This window comes from Microbacterium sp. PI-SA-G, assembly GCF_057215335.1.
In genome coordinates this window covers 3,687,356-3,711,493 of record NZ_CM170103.1, presented here as the reverse complement: position 1 = coordinate 3,711,493, position 24,138 = coordinate 3,687,356, and the positions used below count along the sequence as shown (strand labels likewise).

The window sequence follows — 24,138 nt, the reverse complement described above, 5'->3', positions numbered from 1 at the left end:
CAGGATGGACCCATGCTGACCACGCTCGCCGTCGCCGGATACCGCTCACTCGTCGATGTGGTCCTGCCCCTGCATCCCCTCACCGTCATCACCGGCGCCAACGGCACCGGCAAGTCGAACCTGTACCGCGCGCTGCGGCTGCTCGCCGCGGCCGGCCACGGCAGAGCGGTCGCGGCCATCGCACGAGAGGGCGGACTCGACAGTGTGCTCTGGGCAGGACCCGAGAAGCCGCAAGGGCCCGGCGCCGAGGGCACCAGACGTACAGCCCCGGTGTCGGTGCGCCTGGGCTTCGCGGCCGACGAGCTCGGTTATCTGCTGGACCTCGGACTCCCACAGGCCGGGCAGGAGAGCTTCTTCACACGCGACCCCGACATCAAACGCGAGCAGGTGTTCAGCGGCCCGGTCGCGCGACCGGGGACGCTGATCCTCGACCGGCAGCGCGCGGCTGTCCGCGTGCGGGGCGACGACGGCTGGATCACCGTCGACCAACCGATGGCCCCTGGTCAGAGCGCACTGCTCGATCTCGCCGACGGCACCGCGGTGTGGGAGACGGTCGGCCTGCGCCAGCGCATCGCCGCCTGGCGCTTCTACGATCACTTCCGCACCGACGCCGACGCACCCGCCCGGGCACCGCAGGTCGGCACGCGCACCCGGTGGCTGAGCGACGACGGCGCCGATCTCGCCGCCGTGTGGGCGACGACCCAGGAAGCTGGTCGCGGAGACGCCCTCGACGCAGCCGTCGATCGCGCCTTCCCCGGTTCCCGGGTGCAGGTGGCGGCGGGTGAGGGAGGGTTCCGCCTCCAACTGCGTCAGCCGGGACTGCTGCGACCGCTCGACGCATCCGAGCTCTCCGACGGCACCCTGCGCTTCCTGCTGCTGTGCGCGGCGCTGTTGCCCGCCGACCCGCCGCCGCTGCTGGTCGTCAACGAGCCCGAGTCGAGCCTGCACGAGAGCCTGATCGAACCGCTGGGCGCACTTCTCACCGCGGCCGCCGCGGAGACACAGGTCATCGTCGTGACGCATTCCGCCGCACTCCGGCGCACCCTGGGCGAGGCCGGCGGCGCGGTCGTGGAGCTGGAGTCCGCGGGGTACGGCACGCGGGTCCGCGACCAGGGAGTCCTGGACCGGCCCGGCTGGCAGTGGCCCTCGCGCTGAGATCGAGTGTCAGCGGGTAGTGAGTTCGTCGAGTCCGGACAGCGCGGGAGTGGTCCATCCGGCATCCGGTCGCCACCGACACCATTCGTCGTCGAACGCCCAGTGCCCGTCGTGGAATGAGGCGATCGCGGCATCCGCGTGCCGCTCGATCTGAGACGCCTGCTCGCGACTGAGCCGGCCCTGCTCGATCGCTGCGATGACCTCGTCCTCGTCCTTCAGGTGCACCGCGCCGTTCGCGTCGATCTCGACATCGAGGATGTGATCAGACGTGTAGGTGTCGTGATCGGTGCGCACGTGCGCGTTCTCGAGGTTCACGTACCAGCCCGCGAATTCCCAATCGTCAGTAGTCGTGTCGCTCCAGAACAGCCACACCGACCAGGCAGAGCCGGCGGGCGCGATCCGCAGGATGCCGTTGCCCCACCACTCCTCGGGGATGCGGGTTCGCGGCTCGAGCCATCGTCGCTCGAGCGGCACGGTGCGCACGCGCTGCCCATCCGGAGCTCCTTGCCCCTCCTGCAGCGTGCCCGGCGCCAGCCACGCGACCAGCCCCCGCTCGTCGTCGCGCACCACGCGCATCGGCGTGATGGTCGACGCCTCGCCCGCCTGCCACCCGGGCTTGCGGTAGTGCCAGTCGATCTGCGCTCCCGGCGGGAGGAACGGCCCCTCGCCGAGCCAGCGCGCGTCGTCGGGGACGGCCGCGGGGGTGGCGTGCGGGAGGATGCTCATGCCGTCACGCTACCCCCGACGACCAGCGTGCCGCAGGAGCGACGTGCTCAGTCGCGCAGCGCCGCTCCGAAACGCTCGGCCGCGACGGTGACGCCCGCGAGCTTCGCTTCGGTCGCCTCAGCCGCGGTGAGCGTGCGATCGGCGGCGCGGAACCGCAGCGCGAACGTCAGGCTCTTCGACCCCTCCGGCACACCCTCGCCGCGGTAGTCATCGACCAGACGCACGGACTCGAGCAGTGCGCCCGCACCCTCGGCGAGAGCGGCACGCACGTCACCGGCGGGAACCGACGCCGGCAGCGTGAGCGACACGTCCTGCGTCGCGGCGGGGAAGGTCGACAGCGACTCGGCGACCGTGCGGTCTCCCGCGAGCGACAGGATGCGGTCGAGGTCCAGTTCGAGCACCACTGCACGGCCGGGCAGATCGGCGTCCTCCGCCACGGCCGGGTGCAGCTCGCCGACGTAGCCGACCTGCTGTGATCCGACGCGCAGCACACCCGTGCGTCCGGGGTGCAGTGCGGCACGCTCAGCCTGCACGACATCGATCTCGACTCCGGCCGCGACGGCGATGACATGCGCGGCGTCGAGAGCCTCGGCGATGCCGGCGGGCTCGGCAGGGCGGCCGGGCTGACGCGCGACGATGTTGCCCGTCAGCAGCAGAGCGACGTGTCGGTGCTGCGGCGGGATCGACGCGTTCAGCGCGGCGAGCGTCTCGTCCGACGGACGGGCGCCCAGCGGCGGGACCTCGTCGGTGCCGTACGTCACGCCCGCCTCGGGCACGAAGACCACGCCCGTCTCGAAGAGCGCGAGGTCGGTGAGGCCGCGCGAGATGTTGCGGTGCGCGGTCTGCAGCAGCCCCGGAACCAGCGATCGACGCAGGAACGGCGCCTGGCCGTCGAGCGGGTTCGCCAGGCGGATGCCGGGCAGCGTCTCCCCCGACGCCGACCCGTGGAGGTCGTTCTGCGCCTGGGTGGTGAACGGGAACGAGGGTGTCTCGACGAATCCTGCCGCGGCCAGCGCGTCAGACACCCGACGGCGTCCCTGCTGCAGCGCGGTCAGCCCACGGCCGGACGGCGGCGTGGGCAGCACGGACGGGATGCGGTCGAGCCCGTGGATGCGTGCGACCTCTTCGGCCAGCGTCCACTTGTCGGTGAGGTCGGGGCGCCAGGTCGGCGGGATGACCGCCCAGCCGCCCTGCGTGCCGGAGCCCCACGCGTCGTCCTGGGTGCCAGAACCCTCGGACACGGTGACCTCGGCGCCGATCGTGGTCAGCGCACCGGTGATCTCGTCATCCGTGTAGTCCACACCGATCAGGCCCTGCACGAAGCCGGCCGGAAGCGCGATCTCCTCGACGAAGACCTCGGCGAACAGCGCGCCGCCCTCCTCCGTGAGGGTGCCGCCGGCGAACTCGACCATCAGGTCGGCCGCACGGCGAGCCGCGACGAACGGGATCAGCGGGTCGACGCCGCGCTCGAAGCGCTTGGAGGCCTCGCTGGGCAGCTTGTGACGACGAGCCGTACGAGCGATCGTGATCGGATCGAAGGTCGCCGCCTCGATCAGCACGTTCTGCGTGGTGCTCGACATCTCAGTGGTGCCGCCGCCCATGACGCCGGCGAGCCCGATGGGGCCGGAGCCGTCGGTGATCAACAGATCCTCGGTGTGCAGAGCGCGCTCCACGCCGTCGAGGGTCGTCATCTTCTCGCCGGGCGTCGCCCGCCGCACCGTGATGCCCCCGTCGAGCCTGTCGAGGTCATAGCCGTGCAGCGGCTGGCCGAGCTCGAGCATGACGTAGTTGGTGATGTCGATCAGCACGCCGAGCGAGCGCATGCCGGCGAGGCTGAGGCGCGCGATCATCCACGGCGGGGTCGGGCGTGACGGGTCGACCCCGCGCACGACGCGCGTGACGAACTCGCTGGCCCCGACACGCCCGCGCACGGGCGCCGTGTCATCGACGATCGCCGTGAACCCGGTGCCGGGCTGCAGCTCGGTGAAGTCGCGCTCGGCGGGATCGCGGAAGGTCGCGCCGGTGGCATGCGAGTACTCCCGTGCCACCCCACGCAGCGAGAACGCGTACCCGCGGTCCGGCGTCACGTTGATCTCGACCGCGACGTCATCCAGTCCGAGGAGCGTGATCGCATCGGTGCCGACGGGTGCGTCGATGCCGAGGTCGGCGAGCACGACGATGCCGTTGTGCTCGTCGCCGAGCCCGAGTTCGCGGGCCGAGGCGATCATGCCGTCGGAGACATGGCCGTAGGTCTTACGGGCAGCGATCGGGAACGGCCCCGGCAGGACGGCGCCGGGAAGGGTCACCACGACCTTGTCGCCGACGGCGAAGTTGTGCGCGCCGCAGACGATGCCGCGGACGTCATGATCGGTTCCTGAGCCGGACGACGGGCCGACATCGACCTGGCACCAGTTGATCGTCTTGCCGTTGGACTGCGGCTCGGGCTCGAGCGACACGACCTGCCCGACGACGACGGGACCCGTGATCTCGAAGCGGTGCACGTCCTCCTCTTCGAAGCCGACCGTCACCAGCGCCGCGAGGACATCCTCCGGCGTGGCATCCGGTGCCACATCCACGTACTCACGCAACCACGAAAGCGGGACGCGCATCACACCACCATCCCGTACTGCTCGCTGAAACGGACATCGCCCTCGGCCATGTCGCGCATGTCCTGCACATCGCTGCGGAACATCAGGCCCCGCTCGATGCCCATGCCGAACGCGAAGCCGCTGTACACCTCGGGGTCGATCCCGGCCGCGCGAAGCACGTTCGGGTTGACCATGCCGCATCCGCCCCACTCGATCCAGCGCGCGCCACCCTTGAAGGTCGGGTGCCACAGGTCGAGCTCGGCAGACGGCTCGGTGAAGGGGAAGTAGTTGGTGCGGAACCGCGTCTTGGCCTCGGCGCCGAAGAGCTGACGGGCGAAGTGATCGAGCGTGCCCTTGAGGTGCGCCATCGTGATGCCCTTGTCGATCACGAGCCCCTCGAACTGGGTGAACACCGGCAGGTGCGTGGCGTCGAACTCGTCGGTGCGGTAGACGCGGCCAGGGCAGAGCACGTAGATGGGCAGCTCGCGGTCGAGCATCGACCGCACCTGCACGGGGCTGGTGTGCGTGCGCATCACCAGGTGCCGCGAGGTCGGGTCGACGTAGAAGGTGTCCTGCTCCTGGCGGGCGGGGTGGTCGACGTCGAAGTTGAGAGCGTCGAAGTTGAACCACTCGTGCTCGAGCTCGGGCCCCTCGGCGATCTCCCATCCCATGCCGACGAAGATGTCGCAGACCTGGTCCTGCAGCAGGGTGAGCGGATGCCGCGCGCCCACGCGCGTCCGCGACGGGACGGCGGTGATGTCGATGCGCTCGGCCTCGAGGCGGGCCGCGACCTCGGCGGTCGCGAGCTCGGCCTCCTTCGCCGCCAGGGCCTGGGTGACACGACCCCGACCTTGGCCGACGAGCTTGCCGAACGCCGCCTTGTTCTCGGGCGCCACCTGACGCATCGACGCGTTGAGCACCGCGAGCGGCGATCCCTCGGCGACGTGCGCGGCGCGGACCGCTTTCAGCTCTGCGGTGTCGGCTGCTGCGCCGATCGCATCGAGGGCTGCGGCGACCGCCGCTTCGACTGCTTCTGGGGTGATCTCTGGAGAGTCAGACACGAGAGACGAGTCTACCGGCGCGCGTCGCAACGCACAGACGTTCAGCCGGTGCTCGTTCCGTCGAATTTGCCTGTACCTCGCTGCATGGCGATGAGTTGGGTGTTGGTCCCGTCCTCATGCGTGCGGGGATCCGCGCCACCGCCCGGAAGCACACCGCGGACCTTCGGCGAGCGTCGCGTTCGGACCTCCACCCATCGCGCGATACCCGACAGGATCAGGCACATGATGATGTAAATTCCGCCGATGACGAAGGCGGACTGAAGGATCGGTCGACCCTGCTGCGACGTCAACTGCTTCGCGTAGTAGAGCAGTTCGGGGTAGGTGATGATGAACCCGAGCGCGGTGTCCTTCATGGTGACGACCAGCTGAGCGACGATCACCGGGAGCATGGCGCGGATCGCCTGCGGCAGCAGGATGAGCCGCATCACGCCGCTCTTGCGGAGGCCGATCGCGAAGCCCGCCTCCTTCTGACCGCGCGGCAGGGACTCGATTCCGGCGCGGAGCACCTCGGCGAGTACGGATCCGTTGTACGCCATCAGCGCGATCACCACAGCCCAGTACGGGTCCATCTTGATCCCGATGACCGGAAGCCCGTAGTAGAGCAGCATCATGAAGACGAGCACCGGCACCGCGCGGAACAGCTCAGTGATGACGGTCACGGGGATGCGCACCCACGCGTGGTCGGAGAGGCGTCCGATCGCGAGCACGAAACCGAGGATGACGCTGAGCACCGCCGCCAGGGCGAACGCGGCGAGGGTGTTGCCGAGGGCCTTGAAGATCCCCATCCACACGTTGGAGAACGTGAAGACGTACCACTTCTCCGCCGAGAACTGCCCGGTCTCCAGCATGCGCAGAACGACGAAGCCGACGAGCATGAGAACGATGACGACCGTGATGAGGGCAAGGATGCGGTTTCGAGCGATCGCCCGCGGTCCGGGGACGTCGTACAGTACGGAACTCATCGGGCGATCCTCCATCGGTTCTCGAGATGGCGCTGGAGCCAGCTCATCAGCAGGACCAGGGCGACGAAGACGACTGCCACCCAGAGCAGCACCTCCATCGGGTTGCCCGGTCGATCAGCGGAGTCGTTGATCGTGGAGCGCAGGGCCGCGAGTTCGGCGATCGAGAAGCCGGCCGCGACGGTGGTGTTCTTGAGCAGGGCGATGAACACGCTCATCATCGGCGGGACGACCGAACGGAAGGCCTGCGGGAGGATCACGAGTCCCATCACCTGACCGAACGGCAGACCGATGGCGCGCGCTGCCTCGGCTTGTCCGACCGGGACGGTGTTGATGCCGGCACGGAGCACCTCGGCGACGTACGTCGCGGTGTAGATGCCGATGGCCAGGATGCCCAGGACCGTGTTGGACAGGTCCGGCAGGCCCAGCTGCGGGTAGCCGAAGACGAAGAAGAAGAACACCAGGGTCAGCGGGGTGTTGCGAATGATGTTGACGTAGAGCGTCCCGATCCCTCTCGCGATCGGGATCGGAGACACACGCATGGCGCCGACGATGATGCCGAGCACGAGCGCGATGATGCCGCCGATGGCGAAGACGAGCAGCGTGTTGCCGATCGCCTCTCCCCACAGGTCGAGGTTGCCGAAGATGACGTCCACGCCACCCTCCCTTCTTCAGGAGGGGAGGGACGGCCGCCGCACGGGCGACCGCCCCTCCTGTTGTCAGATCAGTACTGGTCGACCTCGGGCTGCTCGACCTCGATGCCGCTCGAACCGAGGTTCTTGTCGAAGATCGCCTGCCAGATCTCGGCGTTGTCGGTGAACAGCTCGTTGATGTGCGTACGCAGCGCGTCGTCACCCTTCTCGAGGCCGACGCCGTAGCGCTCCTCCGTGAACAGTCCGCCGGTGACCTTCACGTCGTCCGGGTACTGGGCGGCGTAGCCGATGAGGATCGCCTGGTCGGTGGTGACCGCATCGACCTTGCCATCGATCAGGTCCTGCACGCATGCGGAGTACAGGTCGTACTCCTGCGTGGTGATGTCGGGGAAGTTCGCCTTGATGTTCTGGATCGGGGTCGAGCCCGTCGCCGAGCAGACCGTCTTGCCGTTGAAGTCCTCGAGCGCCTCTGCCTCGGGGGCGTCAGCTGCGACCAGCAGGCCCTGGCCCGTGATGAAGTACGGGCCGGCGAAGTCGATGAGCTCTTTGCGCTTGTCGTTGATGGAGTACGTGCCGACGTAGTAGTCGATGTCGCCGTTGGTGATGGCCTGCTCGCGGTTCGCGGAGGCGATCGGCTTGAACTCGATCTTGTCCTCGTCGTAGCCGAGCGAGGCGGCGATCCAGCGTGCGATGTCGACGTCGAAGCCCGTGCGGTCTCCGCTCGTGACGTCGAGGTACCCGAGACCGGGCTGGTCCTCCTTGACGCCGACGACCACCTTGTCGCGCTCGGTGATGGCGTCGAACGTCGGGCTGCCTTCGAGCTGGACGTCCGAGGCGACCTCGAACCAGGTGCTGTCCTCGCCACCCTCCTCGCCGCCGGTGCCGGCGCCGGGAGCCGAGGGGCTGCCGGTGTTGCAGGCCGTCAGGGTCAGCAGCGCCACCGCTGCGATTCCGATGCCTGCGAGTGTGCGTGTGCGTCGCATGTGCGTCTCCTTGTGTTGCTGTGTGTGCAGGGTCTGTGTGCGGGTCAGTGCGTGAGGAGCTTCGAGAGGAAGTCCTTGGCACGGTCGCTGGTCGGGTTCGTGAAGAACTCCTCGGGAGTCGCCTCCTCCACGATCCGGCCGTCGGCCATGAAGACGACGCGGTCCGCCGCCTTGCGCGCGAAGCCCATCTCGTGGGTGACGACGATCATCGTCATGCCGTCGTGCGCGAGGTCGACCATCACGTCGAGGACCTCATTGATCATCTCGGGGTCGAGCGCGCTGGTCGGCTCGTCGAACAGCATCACCTTGGGCTGCATCGCGAGCGCCCGAGCGATGGCCACGCGCTGCTGCTGACCGCCCGAGAGCTGGGCCGGAAGTTTCGAGGCCTGCTGGGCGATGCCCACGCGTTCGAGGAGCACCATCGCCTCCTTCTCGGCCTCGGACTTCTTGAGTCCGCGCACCTTGATCGGGCCGAGGGTCACATTCTCGAGGATCGTCAGATGCGCGAAGAGGTTGAAGGACTGGAACACCATGCCCACGTCGGCGCGGAGGTGGGCGAGGCCCTTGCCCTCAGCCGGGAGCTCCTTGCCGTCGATGCGGATGCTGCCGCTGGTGATCGTCTCGAGCCGGTTGATCGTGCGGCAGAGCGTCGACTTGCCGGAACCGGACGGGCCGATCACCACGACGACCTCGCCCGTGTTGACGGTGAGGTCGATGTCGGTCAGCGCCTGGAAGTCGCCGTAGTGCTTCTGAACGTTCTCGACCACGACGAGGGGCGTACCTGAGGTCATCATTTCTCCAAACTAGCCACGCGGTCAGTGTCGTGGTGCACGACCTGCGCGAGATTTACACGTTCGTAATCACCCTGACCGCCCATCGGACGCATCGAGCGCACGTTCCCCACGGCCCTTCCCCACCGAGCCGTGGGGACGCGGCGGGTGGTGTCAGCGCCCCCACGATGACACCGTCCGGTGACGAACCCTCCGGGGGTGACCCCGACGTCTTCGGCGTGCGGAGAACGGCTTCGCCTGTCGTTGCGGCAGCAGTTCGAGGGCATCAGGATTCTCCATCGAATCGATCGTGATCGACCTCACACTGGCAGAGCCCGCGGCCGCCGGGGTGGTTCTTGAGGATTTCTTGAGACTCGCGGTGGGGGCCCGGTCGCGCGGCTCAGCGTCCGCTGTCGCGGTAGTAGGCGACGGCGCCCGGGTGCAGGTCGACGGGCGCCGTGAAGATGGCTTGACGGCGGTTGAGCAGCGCCACCGCCGGCACCTCCGCGCCCAGGCGCGTCCGCGCGTCGAACAGCGTCGTCAGCACATCGCGCACCATCGCATCGGGCGTGGATGCCGCGGCCAGCAGGTAGTTCGGCACCGCCATCGTCGGCGTCGACTCGCTCAGACCGTAGATGCCGGCGGGGAAGTCGGCAGGGCGATAGGCATCGGAGTAGCGGTTGTTCACGGCGTTGATCCAGTCCTGCTCGATCGGCAGCAGGCGGACAGGCAGATCGGTCGCGAGTTCCTGGATGCCAGGGGTCGGCAGCCCACCGACCCAGAAGAAGCCCTCCACCTCGCCGCTCTGCACGGCTGCGATCGACTGCCCGAGGTCGAGCTGGCGATCGCGCACCGAGGTCGCCTCCACGCCCGCCGCGTGCAGCACCCGGCTCGCGATCACCGCCACACCCGAGTTCTCGGCGCCGAGCGACACCGTTGTGCCTGCGAGGTCGGCGATGCTCTGGACCGAGGAATCCGCACGCACGACCACGTGCACGTACTCGTCGTAGAGGCGGGCCACCGCCTGCACGCCGAGCGGCTCGTCGAACGCTCCCGCACCGGCCACGGCATCGGCGGCGGCATCGCCCTGCGCGAAACCGAGCAGGGCCTCGCCGTCGGCCACCCGCAGCAGGTTGTCGACCGAGCCGTTGGTCTCCACCCCCACGACGTCGATGTCGAGGGAGTCCGACAGCTCGTCCGCCAGACGCACGCCGTAGTCGAAGTAGACGCCGGTCGCACCGCCTCCCGCGATCACGTATGCGCGGTCGGTCCACTCGCTCGCCCGCGGCACGCAGGCGCTCAGCCCGAGCACCGCTGCCGCGGTGAGGGCGAGGGCGAGAGCCCGACGGCCGATGCTTCTCATGCGACCGCTCCGTCGGCGACGTGGAGCGTGATCAGCAGGCCGCCGTCAGCGGGTGACGCGACCGTGAGATCGCTGCCCACCGACGCCAGCAGATCTGTCGCGATGGCGAGCCCGAGTCCTGTGCCCGGAACGTCGCCGCTGTCGGCGCTGCGCCAGAACCGGTCGGTGGCCGAGACCACCTGATCCTCAGGAAGGCCCGAACCCTGATCGCGCACCGTGATGATGTTCCCCGCAGCATCCCGGTGCACACCAACCTCGATGACCCCGCTGTCGGGCGAGTACTTCACCGCATTGTCGATCACCGCGTCGAGGGCGGCTTCGATGATGGTCCGATCGGTCGTGCTCATCAGCGAAGACTCCCCCACCGAGGCGAAGCGGATGCCGCGCTGCGCGGCGACCTCGTTCCACGCGTCCACGCGGCGAGCAGCGAGCTCCGCCAGGTCGACGGCCGAGAACGGGGAGTCCGTCCGGCCACGGCGTGCGAGGCCGAGCAGCGTCTCGAGGATGCGCGCCATGCGACGGCCCTCTTCGCGGGTCTCCTCCACGTCGCCCTGCCACTCCGGCCCGAGTCCCGTCGCGAGGTGCTCGACGCGCAGCAGCAGGGCGTTGAGCGGATTGCGCAGCTCGTGCGAAGCGTTCATGGCGAACTCCTGCTGACGCGCGAGCACCCGCTCGATCTCCTCCGCCATGCCGTTGAACACCCGGGTCATACGCCGAAGCTCTGGCGGACCGGTGTCTTCGGCGACGCGGGCGTGCATCTCACCGCGTTCGATCGCGATCATCGCCTCGTCCAGCCGTCGCACCGGCGACAGCACCCACCGGGCCAGCTGGAACACCAGGACCACACCGAGGATGATCGACACGACCGCGACCGCGGCGAGCACCAGCACTTGCCGCAGCAGTTCGGCACGCGGCGCCTCGACGTCGGCCGTGATCATGACGGCGCCGATCACATCGCCGTCGTCGAAGACGGGCTCGACCGTCGCGGCATCCGGCAGCATCCACGGGAAAGGAGGATCCGGCGCCTCGGCCCGACGGCCCGACAGCGCGAGGCGCACCCGCTCGGCCTCCGCATCGGCGAGCACCGGGCGGTCGGGATCGCTCGTCGCCCACACAGCACCCGAGAGGTCGAAGACGACCACCTCGATGTCATGCACCTCCTGGAACCGGCGCGCCTCGCCCTCGACCACGGTCTCGCTTCCCGACCGCAGTGCCTGGCGTGCGCTGCCGACGAAGTAGCCCAGGTCGCCGAGCTGCTCCGTGTACATCGCCTGCTGGATGCTGCGGGCCGCGCTCCAGCCCGTGGCGGCCGCCAGCGAGAGCAGGATCGCGATCACGGGTACGAGGAAGACGACGACCAGACGTGTGCGCATGGTCAGGCACCGGCGAGCCGGTATCCGACTCCTCGCACGGTCTCGATCACGTTGCGATCCCCGGTCTTGCGGCGGATCGCGCCGACATGCACCTCAAGCGAGTGGCCGAAGCCGCGCCAGTCCGTGTTCCACACCTCACGGATCAGCCGATCCTTCGGCACCGCCACCCCGGGATACCGTGCGAGCACGGCGACGATGTCGAACTCCTTACGCGTCAGCTCCACCGGCACGTCGTCGACATGCAGCTGGCGCGCGACGAGGTCGATCCGCACGGCGCCGTCGTGGACCGACACCTGTGTCTCGGAGGCCGGACGCACCGGTCGGGAGCGACGCGTGACCGCCTCGATCCGCGCGAGCAACTCCTGCACGTCGTAGGGCTTCACCACGAAGTCGTCGGCACCGGCGCGTAGCCCCTTGATGCGCTCGGTCACCTGGCTGCGGGCGGTCACCACGACGATCGGCACGTCGGAGCGCCCGCGGATGCGTCGGCAGAGGTCGATCCCGTCGACGTCGGGCAGCCCCAGGTCGAGCAGCACGACCTCGGTGTCGGCGTCGAGCAGATCGAGCGCCGCGGCACCGTCGGCGGCCCGCACGGTGGCGTAGCCGGACCGCGCGAGGAAGGCGTCGAGCGCGGCGGCGACGCGGTCATCGTCTTCCACGATCAGAATCCTCATCGATCCTGTCCTTCGGTTCGGGACATCGGACCTCGTCAGCCGGCGGATGCCGCGCGTTGCGAGAACGCGCTCTCATACAGGCACACGCTGGCGGCGGTGGCGAGGTTCAGCGACTCGGCGCGACCGAAGATCGGCAGCTTCAGCACACGGTCCGCGAGGGCCAGGGCATCGTCCTCGAGCCCCCGAGCCTCGTTGCCGAACAGCCACGCGGTCGGCTCCGCCAGGATGCCCTCGGCACGCGCGGCGAGCAGGTCGTCGCCCTTCACGTCAGCGGCGAGGACACGCAGACCGCCCCCATGCGCACGGTCAACCACGTCGGACAGCTCGCCCGCGATCGCGACCGGAAGGTGGAAGAGCGACCCGGTGGTCGCGCGCACCACCTTGGGGTTGTACGGGTCGACGGTGCGCCCCGTCAGCACGACGGCGTCGGCTCCGGCGGCGTCCGCTGCACGGATGATGGTTCCGAGGTTGCCCGGATCCCGCACCTCCTGGCAGATGGCGACCAGACGCGGCTTCATGGCGAAGATGTCACGCACCGAGGTCGGAGTCTGACGGACCACGGCGACAAGCCCCTGCGGCGTGACCGTGTCGGCCATCGCGTTGAGCACATACTCGGTGACGAATTCGACGTGCACGGCGGCGTCGGCGGCCTTCGCACGGATGTCGGGATGCTTCTCCCACCCCGTGGGCGTTGCGAACAACTCGACGATCGCGTGGGGCAGATAGGTCAGCGCCTCGCGCACGGACTGCGGGCCCTCCAGCAGGAACAGGCCGGTCTCGGTGCGCGCGCTCCGCTTGGTCAGCTTCGCCACAGCACGGACTCGGGGGGACCGCGGGTTCTCCAGCACCTTCACAGTCTAAGAGGCGCGGCGCGCGCGGGTGCGCCATCCGGCGCGGCACGCTCCTGTCGCGCACGCGGCGGGTACGACAGAGGGCGCCCTTCCGAAGAAGAGCGCCCTCTGGAGCGTCTGATGCTTACGCAGCCGACTTCGGCGCGTTGACGTCGGAAGGCAGAGCCTTCTTGGCCGTCTCGACGAGCGTGGTGAACGTCGCCGCGTCGTTGACCGCGAGGTCGGCGAGCATGCGACGGTCGACCGTGACACCCGCGAGGCCGAGGCCCTGGATGAAGCGGTTGTACGTCATGCCGTTCTGGCGAGCCGCAGCGTTGATGCGCTGGATCCACAGACGACGGAAGTCGCCCTTGCGCTTGCGACGGTCACGGTACGAGTAGACCAGGGAGTGGATGACCTGCTCTTTGGCCTTGCGGTACAGGCGCGAACGCTGACCGCGGTAACCCTTTGCGCGCTCGAGGATGACCCGGCGCTTCTTGTGGGCGTTTACCGCCCGCTTGACTCTTGCCATTTTCCTGTGTTCCTATTCGTGCGTTCGGGCGCGTCAGCGGCCGAGAAGCTTCTTAGCCGTCTTGGTGTCAGCCTTGGAGAGCACCTGGTCCTGGTTCAGACGACGGGTGCGGCGGCTCGACTTGTGCTCGAGGTTGTGGCGCATCCCGGCCTGCTGCTTCTTCAGCTTGCCGCTGCCGGTGATCTTGAAGCGCTTCTTAGCACCCGAGTGGGTCTTCTGCTTCGGCATCTTCTCTTCCTTCGTCATGCGCCTTCGTAGGCGACGTTGTCAACCCGCGGTGCGGGAGTTCTGGGGGGCGGGAATCACTCCGCCGAAGCGTCAACCGGCGCGTCGGCGTCCGACTCGCTCTTGGCCTCGCGGGCCGCCTGCTTGTTGGCGGCACGCTGCGCGTCGCGCACGGCGTTCTGCTCCTGCTTGGCCTCGGACTTGCTCTTCAGCGGAGCCACGACCATGACCATGTTGCGACCGTCGATCGTCGGGTTCGACTCGACGGTGCCGAGCTCGGCGACATCTTCGGCGAACTTGCGCAGCAGACGCACACCCTGCTCGGGACGCGACTGCTCGCGACCGCGGAAGAGGATCATGGCCTTGACCTTGTCGCCGGCCTTGAGGAAGCCCTCGGCGCGCTTGAGCTTGGTCGTGTAGTCGTGCGCCTCGATCTTCAGACGGAAGCGGACTTCCTTGAGGATCGTGTTCGCCTGGTTACGGCGAGCTTCCTTTTCCTTCTGGGCGGCCTCGTACTTGAACTTGCCGTAGTCCATGATCTTGACCACGGGAGGCTTCGAGTTGGGGGCCACCTCGACGAGATCGAGGTCGGCTTCCTGTGCCAGGCGCAGTGCCGCCTCGATGCGGACAACACCGATCTGCTCACCCGCGGGGCCGACGAGGCGGACCTCGGGGACGCGGATGCGCTCATTGGTACGGGGATCGCTGATGCGGAACTCCTTAGACGATGTGATTCAGCCACCGTGATGCGAGGTGCATCCCGGGCGAAATCGGAGTCGTCTCCTCACCCACCGGCATTCAGACGCCGGCTCTGCACCCTGACTACCGGAGCGTTCTGGCGAACGGAACCGGTGGAGTGCAAGACCCGGTAGCCTGGAACGGCAAGCGCGGGTGGGAAGTGAATCCTCTTTCGTTCCGGAGCATGATGCTCCGGAGCCCGCTGAAGTCTAACAGAAAGCAAGGCGAAGTGACGACTCAGGGCCAGCACGAGGCAGACCACGAGCGCGAAGAGCGCTGGGCGCGACAGGAAGAGGCCGCGTCTTCCGCCACTCGCGACATCGCTGACGTGCCCGCCGTGGAGGTCATCACGACCGCTGCGGTGCACCTCATGAGCGCCGCCGCCGTGAAACTCGGGCTCGCCGACGATCCGAACGCCGCGGCCCAGATGGACCTCGACGAGGCGCGCAAGCTCATCAATTCCCTCGCCGGCCTGATCACCGCAGGCGCCCCCGAGATCAGCGACATGCACGCGCGCTCCCTGCGCGACGGACTCCGCTCGCTGCAGCTCGCCTTCCGCGAGGCGTCGGTCATCCCCGACCCGATCGGCAAGGGCCCGGGCGAGAAGTGGACCGGCCCGGTCAACTGACCGGCACGGTCGGCACGACTCAGAGGCTGCGACGCAGCGTGACCGTCAGCGAGTCGGCAAGCACCGCGATGCGGTCGTCCGCCGCCCAGCGCTGAGCGAGGCGCGACAGGACCGCGTCGAGCACCTCGCGCTCCAGACCATCGACCAGCTCGAGCATCACGACGAGCTCGGGTCCTCGCAGTCGCGCGTCGGGGTCGCCGGCCGCGACTGCCACGTCGATCACGGCGAGCTCGTGCCCGATGCTCTCCTGCAGAGCGGCGAAGACCTCGGGTGAGAGGAAGCTCGGCTCCCACGGGTGCCCCTGCGCGACCGCCCAGACGGCAGGACGACGGATCACGAACTCGGTGTCCGACGTCGGATCCAGCACGATCAGGTCGGTGTCCTCCGACGATGCCGCCAGCGCCGCACGCACCGCTTCGACCGGGATCGGTCGTGCCGTGGCATCCCACCGCTGCATCGCCTCGACCGATGAGAACACCGGCTGCACGCGGCGACCGTCGGGAGCGGCGACCGTGACGATCGAGAGCTCCTGCGTCTTGTCGACCGCCAGACCGCTGGGCGCGATACCCTCCTCCCCCTTCTCCGCGATGAGGGGGATCAGGATGCGGGCGTTGCGGAACGCGTCGACGACCTCGACCTGGCTGCCCTCGCCGGCGCGGAAACGCAGCAGCGCGTTGAGCAGCACGGGATCCGCGGAGCCGTCGTCACCCGCATGCGGGTTGGATTCGAAGCTGCGGCCCTCCCAGGGCACGCCGGCGGAATCACCACGGTCCGCGGGGCCGTGGGCGTGGTCGCCGTCGCCGTGACCGCAGGAGTCGTCAGTCGTCGCCGGCGACATCCAGCGCCTCAGCCAGCGTGAACGCGCCGGCGTACAGGGCCTTGCCCACGATCGCTCCCTCGACGCCGAGCGGAACCAGCTCGCGGAGCGCGGCGATGTCGTCGAGGTTCGAGATGCCACCCGAGGCGACGACAGGCTTGGGCGTGCGCGAGGCGACCTCGCGGAGAAGCTCGAGGTTCGGGCCGCGCAGCGTGCCGTCCTTCGTCACGTCGGTCACGACGTAGCGGCTGCACCCGGCGTCTTCGAGTCGGTCGAGGACCTCCCAGAGGTCGCCGCCCTCCTTGGTCCATCCCCGCGCTGCGAGCGTGGTGCCGCGGACGTCGAGACCGACCGCGATCGCCTCGCCGTAGCGACCGATCACGTCGGCCGCCCACTCGGGATTCTCGAGTGCGGCGGTGCCGAGGTTGATGCGTGCTGCGCCGCTCTCGAGGGCGGCCTCGAGAGTCGCGTCGTCACGGATGCCGCCGGAGAGTTCGACGTTCACATTGCGGAACTGCTTGATGACCTTGCGCAGGATGGCGCCGTTGCTGCCGCGGCCGAACGCCGCGTCGAGGTCGACGAGGTGGATCCACTTGGCTCCCTGCGACACCCACTCGCCGGCCGCGTCGAGCGGGTCGCCGTAGTTCGTCTCGGTGCCGGCCTCGCCCTGGGTCAGGCGAACAGCCTTGCCGCCGGCGACATCGACCGCGGGAAGGAGCGTGAGCGAAGGGGACTGCGCGAAGTCGTTCATGGATTCCTAATGTGAGAGATCAGATCCGTGGGTCCGAGCACACCCGTCATGGACGCACGAGAACCGAGGGTATCGCGCAGAAGGGTCCCCTCCAAATGCGGCGGAATACCGGATCGGGGCAGACGATAAGCTGGGTGATCATGTCCGGACCGTACGAAGAAGACGCCACCCCCGCCGAGGCTCACCCCGCACGCGGCGAGAAGCAGCCGCTCGTCGACTCCGTGCCGCTCTTCCCCGCCGATCCTCCCCCGGTTCCGCCGCTCCCCCCGGCCGGTGCCACTGCCCCGGCGCAGCCTCCGTATCGTCGTACGCGCGCCGCTGCCCGCGAGGAGCGCATCGCCGACTCCACCACGACGCGGCCCGTGCCGACGCCGCCCGCAGCACCCTCTGCGTCGCCGGTGCCGCCGGCGCCTGACACACCGAGCCGTGCGACCCCTCCGGCATCCCCCGCTCCGGCGAACCTGGCAACACCCGCGGCGCCCGCCGTCACCCCCGCACCTCCCGCACCGGCCGCACCGCCCGCACCGCAGCGTCCTGCTCCGGCACCGGTCGCTTCGGCACCGGCCGCACCCGAGGTCACCGAGTCGACCCTCGCCGCGCTTCCACTGATCTCTCCGGAGCCTGCTGCGAGCCCGACTCCGCGTTCTCTCGCTCCAGCGTCCGACGACGACGCGCAGGGCTCGCGCGAGCGGCACTCGTTCCTGCAGACCGAACGGCCCGAGGAACCCGCCCGCGACGGCGCGCGCGGACTGCTCAACAAGCTCGGCTTCCGTCTTCCTCCCTCGATCGACGAGCAGTCCGCCCGCGATGACGAGCTCGCCGTGAGCCAGCACTGGCCCGGACCCCGCACCATCGCTGTCGTCAACGGCAAGGGCGGCGCCGGAAAGACGCCGACGACGATCCTGCTGTCGGCGGTGTTCGCGCGCTACGGCGGCGCCGGCGTGCTGGCGTGGGACAACAACCAGACCCGTGGCACCCTCGGCTGGCGCACCGACACCGGCGCGCACGATCGCACGCTGCTCGAACTGCTGCCCGAAGCGGGGCGACTGCTCGGCACCGGTGCGCAATCCGCCGACCTCGCGCACTTCATGCACCACCAGCCGCGCGAGAAGTACGACGTGCTGCGGTCGAAGCCGATCAAGCTCGCGCACGAGAACCGCCTGAGCCCCGACGACGTCGACTCCATCCACGCCGTCGCCGCCAAGTTCTACCGCCTGATCATCATCGACTCGGGCAACGACGAATCCGACCCCATGTGGCTCCGCATGATCGACCACGCCGATCAGCTCGTCGTCGCCACCACGACGCGCGCAGATCACGCCGAAGCCGGCGCCCTGCTGCTCGAGGCGCTCGCGGACCGCGACGAGCGATCGGCACGACTCGCCCGCCAGTCGGTAGTGGTCGTGTCGCAGGCCGACCCGAAGGCGACCGTCTCTGACGTCGACAACGTCGTCAACGGCTACGGCGCTCTCTCACGCGACGTCGTCAGCATCCCGTTCGATCACGAGATCGTCGACGGGCACCTGCGCTACGGCGCTCTCGCCAAGCGCACACAGCGCGCATGGCTCGCCGCCGCCGCATCGGTCGCCCGCGGACTCTGAGCCGATCGCTCGATCCCGCGTCCGAACAGACGGGCTGCGTCAGAGGCTGCCGATCCAGTTGCGCAGCAGCTGAATGCCCGCCTCACCGGACTTCTCGGGGTGGAACTGCGTCGCCGACAGCGGACCGTTCTCGACTGCGGCGAGGAACGGGTCGCCGTACGTCGCCCACGTCAACGCGGGCTGCGGGAATGGCGGCATGACGTCGAGTTCCCACGACTGAGCGGCATACGAGTGCACGAAGTAGAACCGCTCCTGCTCGATCCCGCGGAACAGCACACTGCCCTCGCCAGGTTCGACCGTGTTCCAGCCCATGTGGGGAAGGACGGAGGCATTGAGCTCGGTGACCGTGCCCGGCCACTCCCCCAGCCCCTCGGTGTCCTGACCGCGCTCGACGCCGCGTGAGAACAGCACCTGCATCCCGACGCAGATGCCGAGCACCGGACGACCGCCCGCCAGACGACGATCGACGATCTCGTCACCGCCGTGTGCGCGCAGAGCCTCCCGCACCGCCGCGAACGCGCCCACGCCGGGGACCAGCAGTCCGTCGGCCTCGAGTGCGACCGTGCGATCACGCGTCAGTACGGCGTCGGCGCCCGCAGCGACCAGCGCCTTGACCGCGGAGTGCACGTTGCCCGACTCATAGTCGAAGACCGCGACCGTCGGCGTCCGGCTCACAGCGCACCCTTCGTGGACGGGATGCCGTCGACGAGCGGGTCGAGCGCCTTCGCCTGACGGAACGCGCGGGCGAACGCCTTGAACTCGGCCTCCGCGATGTGGTGAGGGTCACGGCCACCCAGCACCCGCACGTGCACGGTGAGGGCGGCGTTGAACGTGATGGCTTCGAACACGTGTCGCACCAGGGAGCCGGTGAAGTGACCGCCGATGAGGTGGTGCTCGAACCCGGCCGGCTCACCCTCGTGCACGAGGTACGGACGGCCTGAGATGTCGACGACGGCCTGCGCCAGCGCCTCGTCGAGCGGGACGAGCGCGTCGCCATAGCGCGAGATGCCGGACTTGTCGCCCAGGGCTTCGAGGATCGCCTGTCCGAGCACGATCGAGACGTCCTCGACCGTGTGGTGCGCGTCGATGTGGGTGTCGCCGGACGCGCGCACGGTGAGGTCGGTCAGCGAGTGCTTCGCGAACGCCGTGAGCATGTGGTCGAAGAACGGCACCGACGTGTCGATGCGGCTCGCCCCGGTGCCGTCGAGGTCGAGTTCGAGTTCGACGGTGGACTCCGACGTGCTGCGCACTCGGCTGGCGGTGCGCGGGGTCAGGGCAAGGCTGCTCATGAGGCCGATTCTACCGAGGCGAGGGCGTCGAGGAACGCCGTGGTCTCGGCCTCGGTGCCCGCGGTGACGCGCAGGTGTCCGGGAATGCCGACGTCGCGGATCAGCACGCCGCGGTCGTACAGGCTCTGCCACGTCGCCTTCGGATCGGCGACACCGCCGAACAGCACGAAGTTGGACCACGACTCGTGCGGCGTGTAGCCGAGAGCTTCGAGCGTGGCCGAGATGCGGTCGCGCTGCTCGACGATCTCGTCGACCATCCCGAGCATCACGTCGGCGTTGCGCAGCGCGGCGACGGCGGCCGCCTGTGTGAGCGCGCTTAGGTGATACGGCAGGCGAACCAGGCGCAGCGCGTCGATGAAGGCGGGATCCGCGGCGAGGTATCCGACCCGGGCGCCCGCGAATGCGAACGCCTTGCTCATGGTGCGCGAGACAGCCAGGCGCGGGCGCCCTTCGAGCAGCGAGAGGGCGGACGGTGCGTCGTGGGGAGCGAACTCCTGATACGCCTCGTCGACGACCACGACCCCGCGCGCGGCCTCGTGCACCGCCTCGACCACATCGAGACCCAGCGGGGTGCCGGTGGGGTTGTTGGGCGAGCACAGCAGGATGACGTCGGGGTCGACCTCGCGCACCTGCGCGGCGGCCTCATCGGGCGTGATCGTGTAGTCGGGCTGGCGAACGCCAGGGACCCATCGGGCGCCGGTGCCCTGCGCGATCAGGGGGTACATGGAGTACGTGGGGGTAAAGCTGAAGGCCGTGCGCCCCGGCCCGCCGAACGCCTGCAGGATGTGCTGCAGGACCTCGTTCGATCCGTTGCCGGCCCAGATCTGGCTCGCGTCGAGTCCGTGTCCGAGGTACGCGGCGAAGCCCTCGCGCAGAGGGGTGAATTCGCGGTCGGGGTAGCGGTTCACGTCACGGATGGCGACAGCGATCTCGTCGAGGATGTCGCTGGCGACCTCGTCGGGCACCGGATGGGTGTTCTCGTTGACGTTGAGCGCGATCGGCAGAGGCGCTTGCGGGGCTCCGTACGGGGTCAACCCGCGGAGATCGTCGCGGAGCGGCAGGGCATCGAGAGAAGCGGTCACCCTTCCCATGCTAGAACGCCCACGGCTGCACAGGGACCGGCGTGACCTTCGAGGTCAGTCCTCGTACTGTGCGGGGATCGAGATCTGCTGGCCGATCTGGATCTCGCCGCTCGGCAGCGCATTCAGGCGGGTGATCTCTCCGATGACCTCACGCGGGTCGGCCGCGGGTGCGACCTCGCTCGCGATCGACCAGAGCGTGTCGCCCGGCAGCACCGTGACGGTGGTGAAGCTCGCGGTGGCCGCGGCCGTCTCGTCGCCCGAGGCGATCGCGCTCCCGCCGCTGATCGCCGCGAAGGCGAGTCCGCCGGCGAGCGGCAGGGCCGCGAGAGCGAGCATCACGCGGCGACCACGCACGGTCAGCCGGAGGCGCGTCGCCGGACGAACCGGACGGGCTGCTGCGGTGCCGAAGGTGATGGTGCTCATGGTGTGCTCCTCTGCGTCGTCCTCCCTGTCGGGAGGATCACCACCCGCCGTGAGGCCGGTGGAAGTTGGCGTAGCGTTCGCATTCAGCACTCGGCCGGGAGGACTGGATGCGAAGCTACGTTCCGAAGGTATCTTCGATTTCGAACATCTGTCAAGCTTTCTTCGAAACCGCACTCGCGAATCGGACGACACGCTCGAACAGATCTTCCAGATCCCGTCGTTTCTCGGATACGGTTTCGATGAACACACCCCACCACGGGCCACCGACATTCCGAGAGCGGCGTCGGGAACGCGTACCGAAGGAGCACCATGAGCGAGAACTCAGCCCTCGAAGCCGAGGCACCGCGTACGCGTCGTCGCAAGAACCTGAGCCCCAAGCAGCTCGCGATCCTCGAGGTCATCCAGAACTCGATCGCGAAGCACGGCTATCCGCCGAGCATGCGCGAGATCGGTGACGCCGTCGGCCTCAAGTCGCTCTCGAGCGTCACGCATCAGCTCGGCCAGCTCGAGCTGAGCGGCTACCTGCGCCGCGACCCGGGCAAGACCCGTGCCATGGAGGTGCTGATCGACCTGCCCGGCAGCAGCGGCGAGAACCCCGCAGACGTGGCCACGCCCGTCGGCGACGCCGCGATGGTGCCGCTGGTGGGCCGCATCGCCGCCGGCGTCCCGATCACCGCCGAGCAGCAGGTCGAGGAGATCTTCCCGCTTCCGCGGCAGCTCGTCGGCAAGGGAGACCTGTTCATGCTGAAGGTCTCGGGCGAGTCGATGATCGACGCCGCGATCTGCGACGGCGACTGGGTCGTCGTTCGCTCGCAGAACAGCGCCGAGAACGGTGAGATCGTCGCCGCAATGCTCGACGACGAGGCGACCGTGAAGACGTTCCGCCGCCGCGACGGCCACACGTGGCTGCTGCCGCGCAACTCCGCCTTCGAGCCGATCCTCGGCGACGAGGCCACGGTGCTCGGAAAGGTCGTCGCGGTCCTGCGCTCGGTCTGAGCTCGTATCTCCCCGCGTGCGTCCGCGGAGCTGCACCTAGGCTCGAAACATGAGTTCGCCCTCCGGGTCCTGGCCGTCTCCCTTCTCTGCGCAAGCGGTCGCCTCGTCGTCCCCACGCATCGACGGCTCGCGTTTCGTGGGGTCCGAGATCTGGTGGGGCGAGTCTGTTCCCGCAGAAGGCGGGCGCTTCACGGTGCGCAGCTCGTCGGGTGCTGAAATCCTCCCGGCACCACGAAGCGCTCGCTCACGCGTGCACGAGTACGGCGGAGGCGCGTGGACGGCGGATGCCGACGGCATCCTCTACTTCGTCGACGCGGGCGATCAGCGTGTCCACCGGCTCGCGCCGGGTGGAGCGCCCGTTCCCCTCACGGCCCCGGGGCCCGCGCATGGAGGTCTGCGGCTGCAGGGCGGGCGCCTGCTCGCCGTGCGCGAGGATCTCACGCACGAGCCGCACCGGCGGGCGGTCATCGATATCCCCACCGACGGCTCGGCCGCCGATGACCCGTCGCTCGTCCGCGTGTTCGCGGAGGGGACCGGGTTCTTCGCGCACCCCGCGCTCTCGCCCGACGGCCGCCGTATCGCCTGGGTCGAATGGAGCGGACGTCGGATGCCCTGGCAGTCGGCCCAGCTGCGCCTCGCAGCCCTCGACGATGAGGAGCTTCCCGACATTCCGACCCGTACCGCCCTCCAGCCCGAATGGCTGACCGACGACCTCCTGCTGTTCGCCGACGGTCACGATGACCGTTGGACCCTGCACACCGTGTCGTTGGGAGAGCTCGCTGACGGCGGGCGCCCGACCCCGCTCTCCCCGACCGACGCCGACACCGGCTACGGCCTCTGGGTGCTCGGCAACCGGTGGTACCGACCTCTCGACGACGGACGCGTCGTGGCCGTGCGCACGAACGGCCGTGATGCCATCGACGTCATCTCGACCGATGGCTCGTCCCGCGCACTCGACGTCCCCGCGGACGGCCACGTGAGTGTGGACGACGTCGACGGCGCACGCGTGCTGCTGAGCGGCAACGGATCCGCCGTCGCACCCGGGGTGTGGTGCGTCGACGTCGACTCCGGAGAGGTTCTCACCGTCGCGGGCGGCGCCCCGGTCGACGATCAGTGGATGCCGACGGCCCGCCCCTTCACGGTGGACGGCGCGCACGGACCGGTACACGCCTTCGACTATGCCCCCGCAAATCCGTCGGCTTCCGCCCCCGCCGACGAACTCCCGCCGTACATCGTGTTCGTGCACGGCGGTCCGACAGCACACGTGACCGGGGCCTCGTCGGCGGCGATCGCGTTCTACACGAGCCGAGGCATCGGCGTGCTCGATGTGAACTACGGCGGCTCCACCGGCTACGGTCGCGCCTACCGCGAACGGCTGGATGGTCAATGGGGCGTGGTCGATGTCGATGACGTGATCGCCGCCGCCCGCGGCCTGGCCGACGCCGGACTCGCCGATCCCGCCCGCATCGCCATCCGCGGCGGTTCAGCCGGCGGGTGGACCGTGCTGTCGGCTCTGGTGCGCGGCGGGGTCTTCGCCGCCGGCATCAGCCGCTACGCAGTCGCGGACCTGCGCATGCTCGACGCGCACTCCCACGACTTCGAGAAGCACTACATCGCCGGCCTGGTCGGCCCCCTTCCCGAAGCCGAGCCCGTGTATATCGAGCGTTCTCCGCTGACGAACGCCGAGCGCATCGATGTGCCGGTGCTCCTGCTGCAGGGGGCCGACGATCGAGTCGTGCCCCCGGCGCAGTCCGAGGCCGTGCGCGACGCTCTGGCTGCCCGCGGCATCCCTCACGAGTACGTGGTGTACCCGGGCGAGGGCCACGGCTTCCGGCGGGCGGAGACGATCGTCGACGCGCTCGAGCGCGAGCTCACTTTCCTGGGGCGCGTGTTCGGGTTCGAACCGCGCCTCTGAGCGTGC

Annotated in this window: 25 protein-coding genes; 5 read left to right on the top strand and 20 right to left on the bottom strand. The window is 69.0% G+C overall.

Features of this window, described 5'->3' with window-relative positions; all coding sequences use genetic code 11:
* Positions 1 to 12: 12 nt before the first annotated feature.
* Positions 13 to 1,155, top strand: a complete 1,143-nt coding sequence (locus AC2D10_RS18355; protein ID WP_484709668.1) for an AAA family ATPase — start codon at positions 13 to 15, stop codon at positions 1,153 to 1,155.
* Positions 1,156 to 1,164: 9 nt separating this feature from the next.
* On the opposite strand, the gene AC2D10_RS18350 is transcribed toward AC2D10_RS18355, so the two are convergent.
* From AC2D10_RS18350 to infC, 14 genes are all read right to left on the bottom strand, one after another.
* Entirely contained in the window at positions 1,165 to 1,881 is a 717-nt protein-coding gene (locus AC2D10_RS18350) for a DUF402 domain-containing protein (RefSeq protein WP_484709667.1), read from the bottom strand.
* Between the two features lie 47 nt (positions 1,882 to 1,928).
* Entirely contained in the window at positions 1,929 to 4,490 is a 2,562-nt protein-coding gene (gene pheT / locus AC2D10_RS18345; RefSeq protein ID WP_484709666.1) for a phenylalanine--tRNA ligase subunit beta, read from the bottom strand.
* Entirely contained in the window at positions 4,490 to 5,530 is a 1,041-nt protein-coding gene (pheS, locus tag AC2D10_RS18340) for a phenylalanine--tRNA ligase subunit alpha (protein ID WP_484709665.1), read from the bottom strand. The genes pheT and pheS overlap by 1 nt, the downstream gene beginning before the upstream one ends.
* A 41-nt stretch (positions 5,531 to 5,571) precedes the next feature.
* Positions 5,572 to 6,492 carry an amino acid ABC transporter permease gene (locus AC2D10_RS18335; RefSeq protein ID WP_484709663.1) on the bottom strand — a complete coding sequence of 307 codons (921 nt, stop codon included), beginning with the start codon at positions 6,490 to 6,492 and terminating at the stop codon, positions 5,572 to 5,574.
* Positions 6,489 to 7,145 carry an amino acid ABC transporter permease gene (locus tag AC2D10_RS18330; protein WP_484709662.1) on the bottom strand — a complete coding sequence of 219 codons (657 nt, stop codon included), beginning with the start codon at positions 7,143 to 7,145 and terminating at the stop codon, positions 6,489 to 6,491. The genes AC2D10_RS18335 and AC2D10_RS18330 overlap by 4 nt, the downstream gene beginning before the upstream one ends.
* Positions 7,146 to 7,213: 68 nt before the next feature.
* Positions 7,214 to 8,125 carry a glutamate ABC transporter substrate-binding protein gene (locus AC2D10_RS18325; RefSeq protein ID WP_484709660.1) on the bottom strand — a complete coding sequence of 304 codons (912 nt, stop codon included), beginning with the start codon at positions 8,123 to 8,125 and terminating at the stop codon, positions 7,214 to 7,216.
* Between the two features lie 44 nt (positions 8,126 to 8,169).
* Entirely contained in the window at positions 8,170 to 8,919 is a 750-nt protein-coding gene (locus tag AC2D10_RS18320) for an amino acid ABC transporter ATP-binding protein (protein ID WP_484709658.1), read from the bottom strand.
* Positions 8,920 to 9,295: 376 nt separating this feature from the next.
* Complete coding sequence (locus AC2D10_RS18315) at positions 9,296 to 10,258, bottom strand: TAXI family TRAP transporter solute-binding subunit (protein ID WP_484709657.1); 963 nt, start codon at positions 10,256 to 10,258, stop codon at positions 9,296 to 9,298.
* Positions 10,255 to 11,631 (bottom strand): sensor histidine kinase, encoded by a 1,377-nt coding sequence (locus tag AC2D10_RS18310; RefSeq protein WP_484709655.1) that lies wholly within the window; start codon positions 11,629 to 11,631, stop codon positions 10,255 to 10,257. Before AC2D10_RS18310 ends, AC2D10_RS18315 begins: the two co-directional genes overlap by 4 nt.
* Positions 11,632 to 11,633: 2 nt before the next feature.
* Positions 11,634 to 12,305 carry a response regulator transcription factor gene (locus AC2D10_RS18305; RefSeq protein ID WP_484709654.1) on the bottom strand — a complete coding sequence of 224 codons (672 nt, stop codon included), beginning with the start codon at positions 12,303 to 12,305 and terminating at the stop codon, positions 11,634 to 11,636.
* Positions 12,306 to 12,340: 35 nt separating this feature from the next.
* Positions 12,341 to 13,153 carry a TrmH family RNA methyltransferase gene (locus AC2D10_RS18300; protein ID WP_484709652.1) on the bottom strand — a complete coding sequence of 271 codons (813 nt, stop codon included), beginning with the start codon at positions 13,151 to 13,153 and terminating at the stop codon, positions 12,341 to 12,343.
* A 127-nt stretch (positions 13,154 to 13,280) separates the two neighbouring features.
* The gene (gene rplT, locus AC2D10_RS18295) at positions 13,281 to 13,667 is read right to left on the bottom strand and encodes a 50S ribosomal protein L20 (protein WP_484709650.1); all 387 of its coding nucleotides are present in this window, start codon (positions 13,665 to 13,667) and stop codon (positions 13,281 to 13,283) included.
* 33 nt (positions 13,668 to 13,700) lie between these two features.
* A complete protein-coding gene (rpmI, locus tag AC2D10_RS18290; protein WP_036278714.1) occupies positions 13,701 to 13,895 on the bottom strand; it encodes a 50S ribosomal protein L35 in 195 nt (64 codons plus the stop codon).
* 74 nt (positions 13,896 to 13,969) lie between these two features.
* Positions 13,970 to 14,602 (bottom strand): translation initiation factor IF-3, encoded by a 633-nt coding sequence (gene infC, locus AC2D10_RS18285; protein ID WP_484711878.1) that lies wholly within the window; start codon positions 14,600 to 14,602, stop codon positions 13,970 to 13,972.
* A 257-nt stretch (positions 14,603 to 14,859) separates the two neighbouring features.
* Between infC and AC2D10_RS18280 the strand changes: the two genes are divergently transcribed.
* On the top strand, positions 14,860 to 15,258 hold the full coding sequence (locus AC2D10_RS18280; RefSeq protein WP_484709649.1) for a DUF1844 domain-containing protein: 399 nt from the start codon (positions 14,860 to 14,862) through the stop codon (positions 15,256 to 15,258).
* Between the two features lie 19 nt (positions 15,259 to 15,277).
* Here AC2D10_RS18280 and AC2D10_RS18275 read toward each other — a convergent pair whose 3' ends face one another.
* Entirely contained in the window at positions 15,278 to 16,096 is an 819-nt protein-coding gene (locus tag AC2D10_RS18275; protein ID WP_484709648.1) for an SseB family protein, read from the bottom strand.
* Positions 16,077 to 16,826: a bifunctional 1-(5-phosphoribosyl)-5-((5-phosphoribosylamino)methylideneamino)imidazole-4-carboxamide isomerase/phosphoribosylanthranilate isomerase PriA gene (gene priA / locus AC2D10_RS18270; protein WP_484709647.1), complete on the bottom strand. Its 750-nt coding sequence runs from the start codon at positions 16,824 to 16,826 to the stop codon at positions 16,077 to 16,079. The genes AC2D10_RS18275 and priA overlap by 20 nt, the downstream gene beginning before the upstream one ends.
* Before the next feature lie 140 nt (positions 16,827 to 16,966).
* Between priA and AC2D10_RS18265 the strand changes: the two genes are divergently transcribed.
* Positions 16,967 to 18,427, top strand: coding sequence for a MinD/ParA family ATP-binding protein (locus AC2D10_RS18265; RefSeq protein ID WP_484709646.1), 1,461 nt, complete (start codon positions 16,967 to 16,969; stop codon positions 18,425 to 18,427).
* Positions 18,428 to 18,466: 39 nt separating this feature from the next.
* Here AC2D10_RS18265 and hisH read toward each other — a convergent pair whose 3' ends face one another.
* From hisH to AC2D10_RS18245, 4 genes are read right to left on the bottom strand one after another with little or no spacing between them, the layout of a single operon-like run.
* A complete protein-coding gene (hisH, locus tag AC2D10_RS18260) occupies positions 18,467 to 19,102 on the bottom strand; it encodes an imidazole glycerol phosphate synthase subunit HisH (RefSeq protein ID WP_484709644.1) in 636 nt (211 codons plus the stop codon).
* Positions 19,099 to 19,716, bottom strand: a complete 618-nt coding sequence (gene hisB, locus AC2D10_RS18255; RefSeq protein ID WP_484709643.1) for an imidazoleglycerol-phosphate dehydratase HisB — start codon at positions 19,714 to 19,716, stop codon at positions 19,099 to 19,101. The genes hisH and hisB overlap by 4 nt, the downstream gene beginning before the upstream one ends.
* Positions 19,713 to 20,807, bottom strand: coding sequence for a histidinol-phosphate transaminase (locus AC2D10_RS18250; RefSeq protein ID WP_484709642.1), 1,095 nt, complete (start codon positions 20,805 to 20,807; stop codon positions 19,713 to 19,715). Before AC2D10_RS18250 ends, hisB begins: the two co-directional genes overlap by 4 nt.
* Positions 20,808 to 20,852: 45 nt before the next feature.
* A complete protein-coding gene (locus AC2D10_RS18245) occupies positions 20,853 to 21,221 on the bottom strand; it encodes a LysM peptidoglycan-binding domain-containing protein (protein WP_484709641.1) in 369 nt (122 codons plus the stop codon).
* A 309-nt stretch (positions 21,222 to 21,530) separates the two neighbouring features.
* Here AC2D10_RS18245 and lexA point away from each other — a divergent pair, with 309 nt between their 5' ends.
* Together lexA and AC2D10_RS18235 are read left to right on the top strand one after the other, a co-directional pair.
* Complete coding sequence (lexA, locus tag AC2D10_RS18240) at positions 21,531 to 22,217, top strand: transcriptional repressor LexA (protein WP_484709640.1); 687 nt, start codon at positions 21,531 to 21,533, stop codon at positions 22,215 to 22,217.
* A gap of 49 nt (positions 22,218 to 22,266) precedes the next feature.
* Positions 22,267 to 24,132: a dipeptidyl-peptidase 5 gene (locus AC2D10_RS18235; RefSeq protein WP_484709638.1), complete on the top strand. Its 1,866-nt coding sequence runs from the start codon at positions 22,267 to 22,269 to the stop codon at positions 24,130 to 24,132.
* Positions 24,133 to 24,138: the final 6 nt, after the last annotated feature.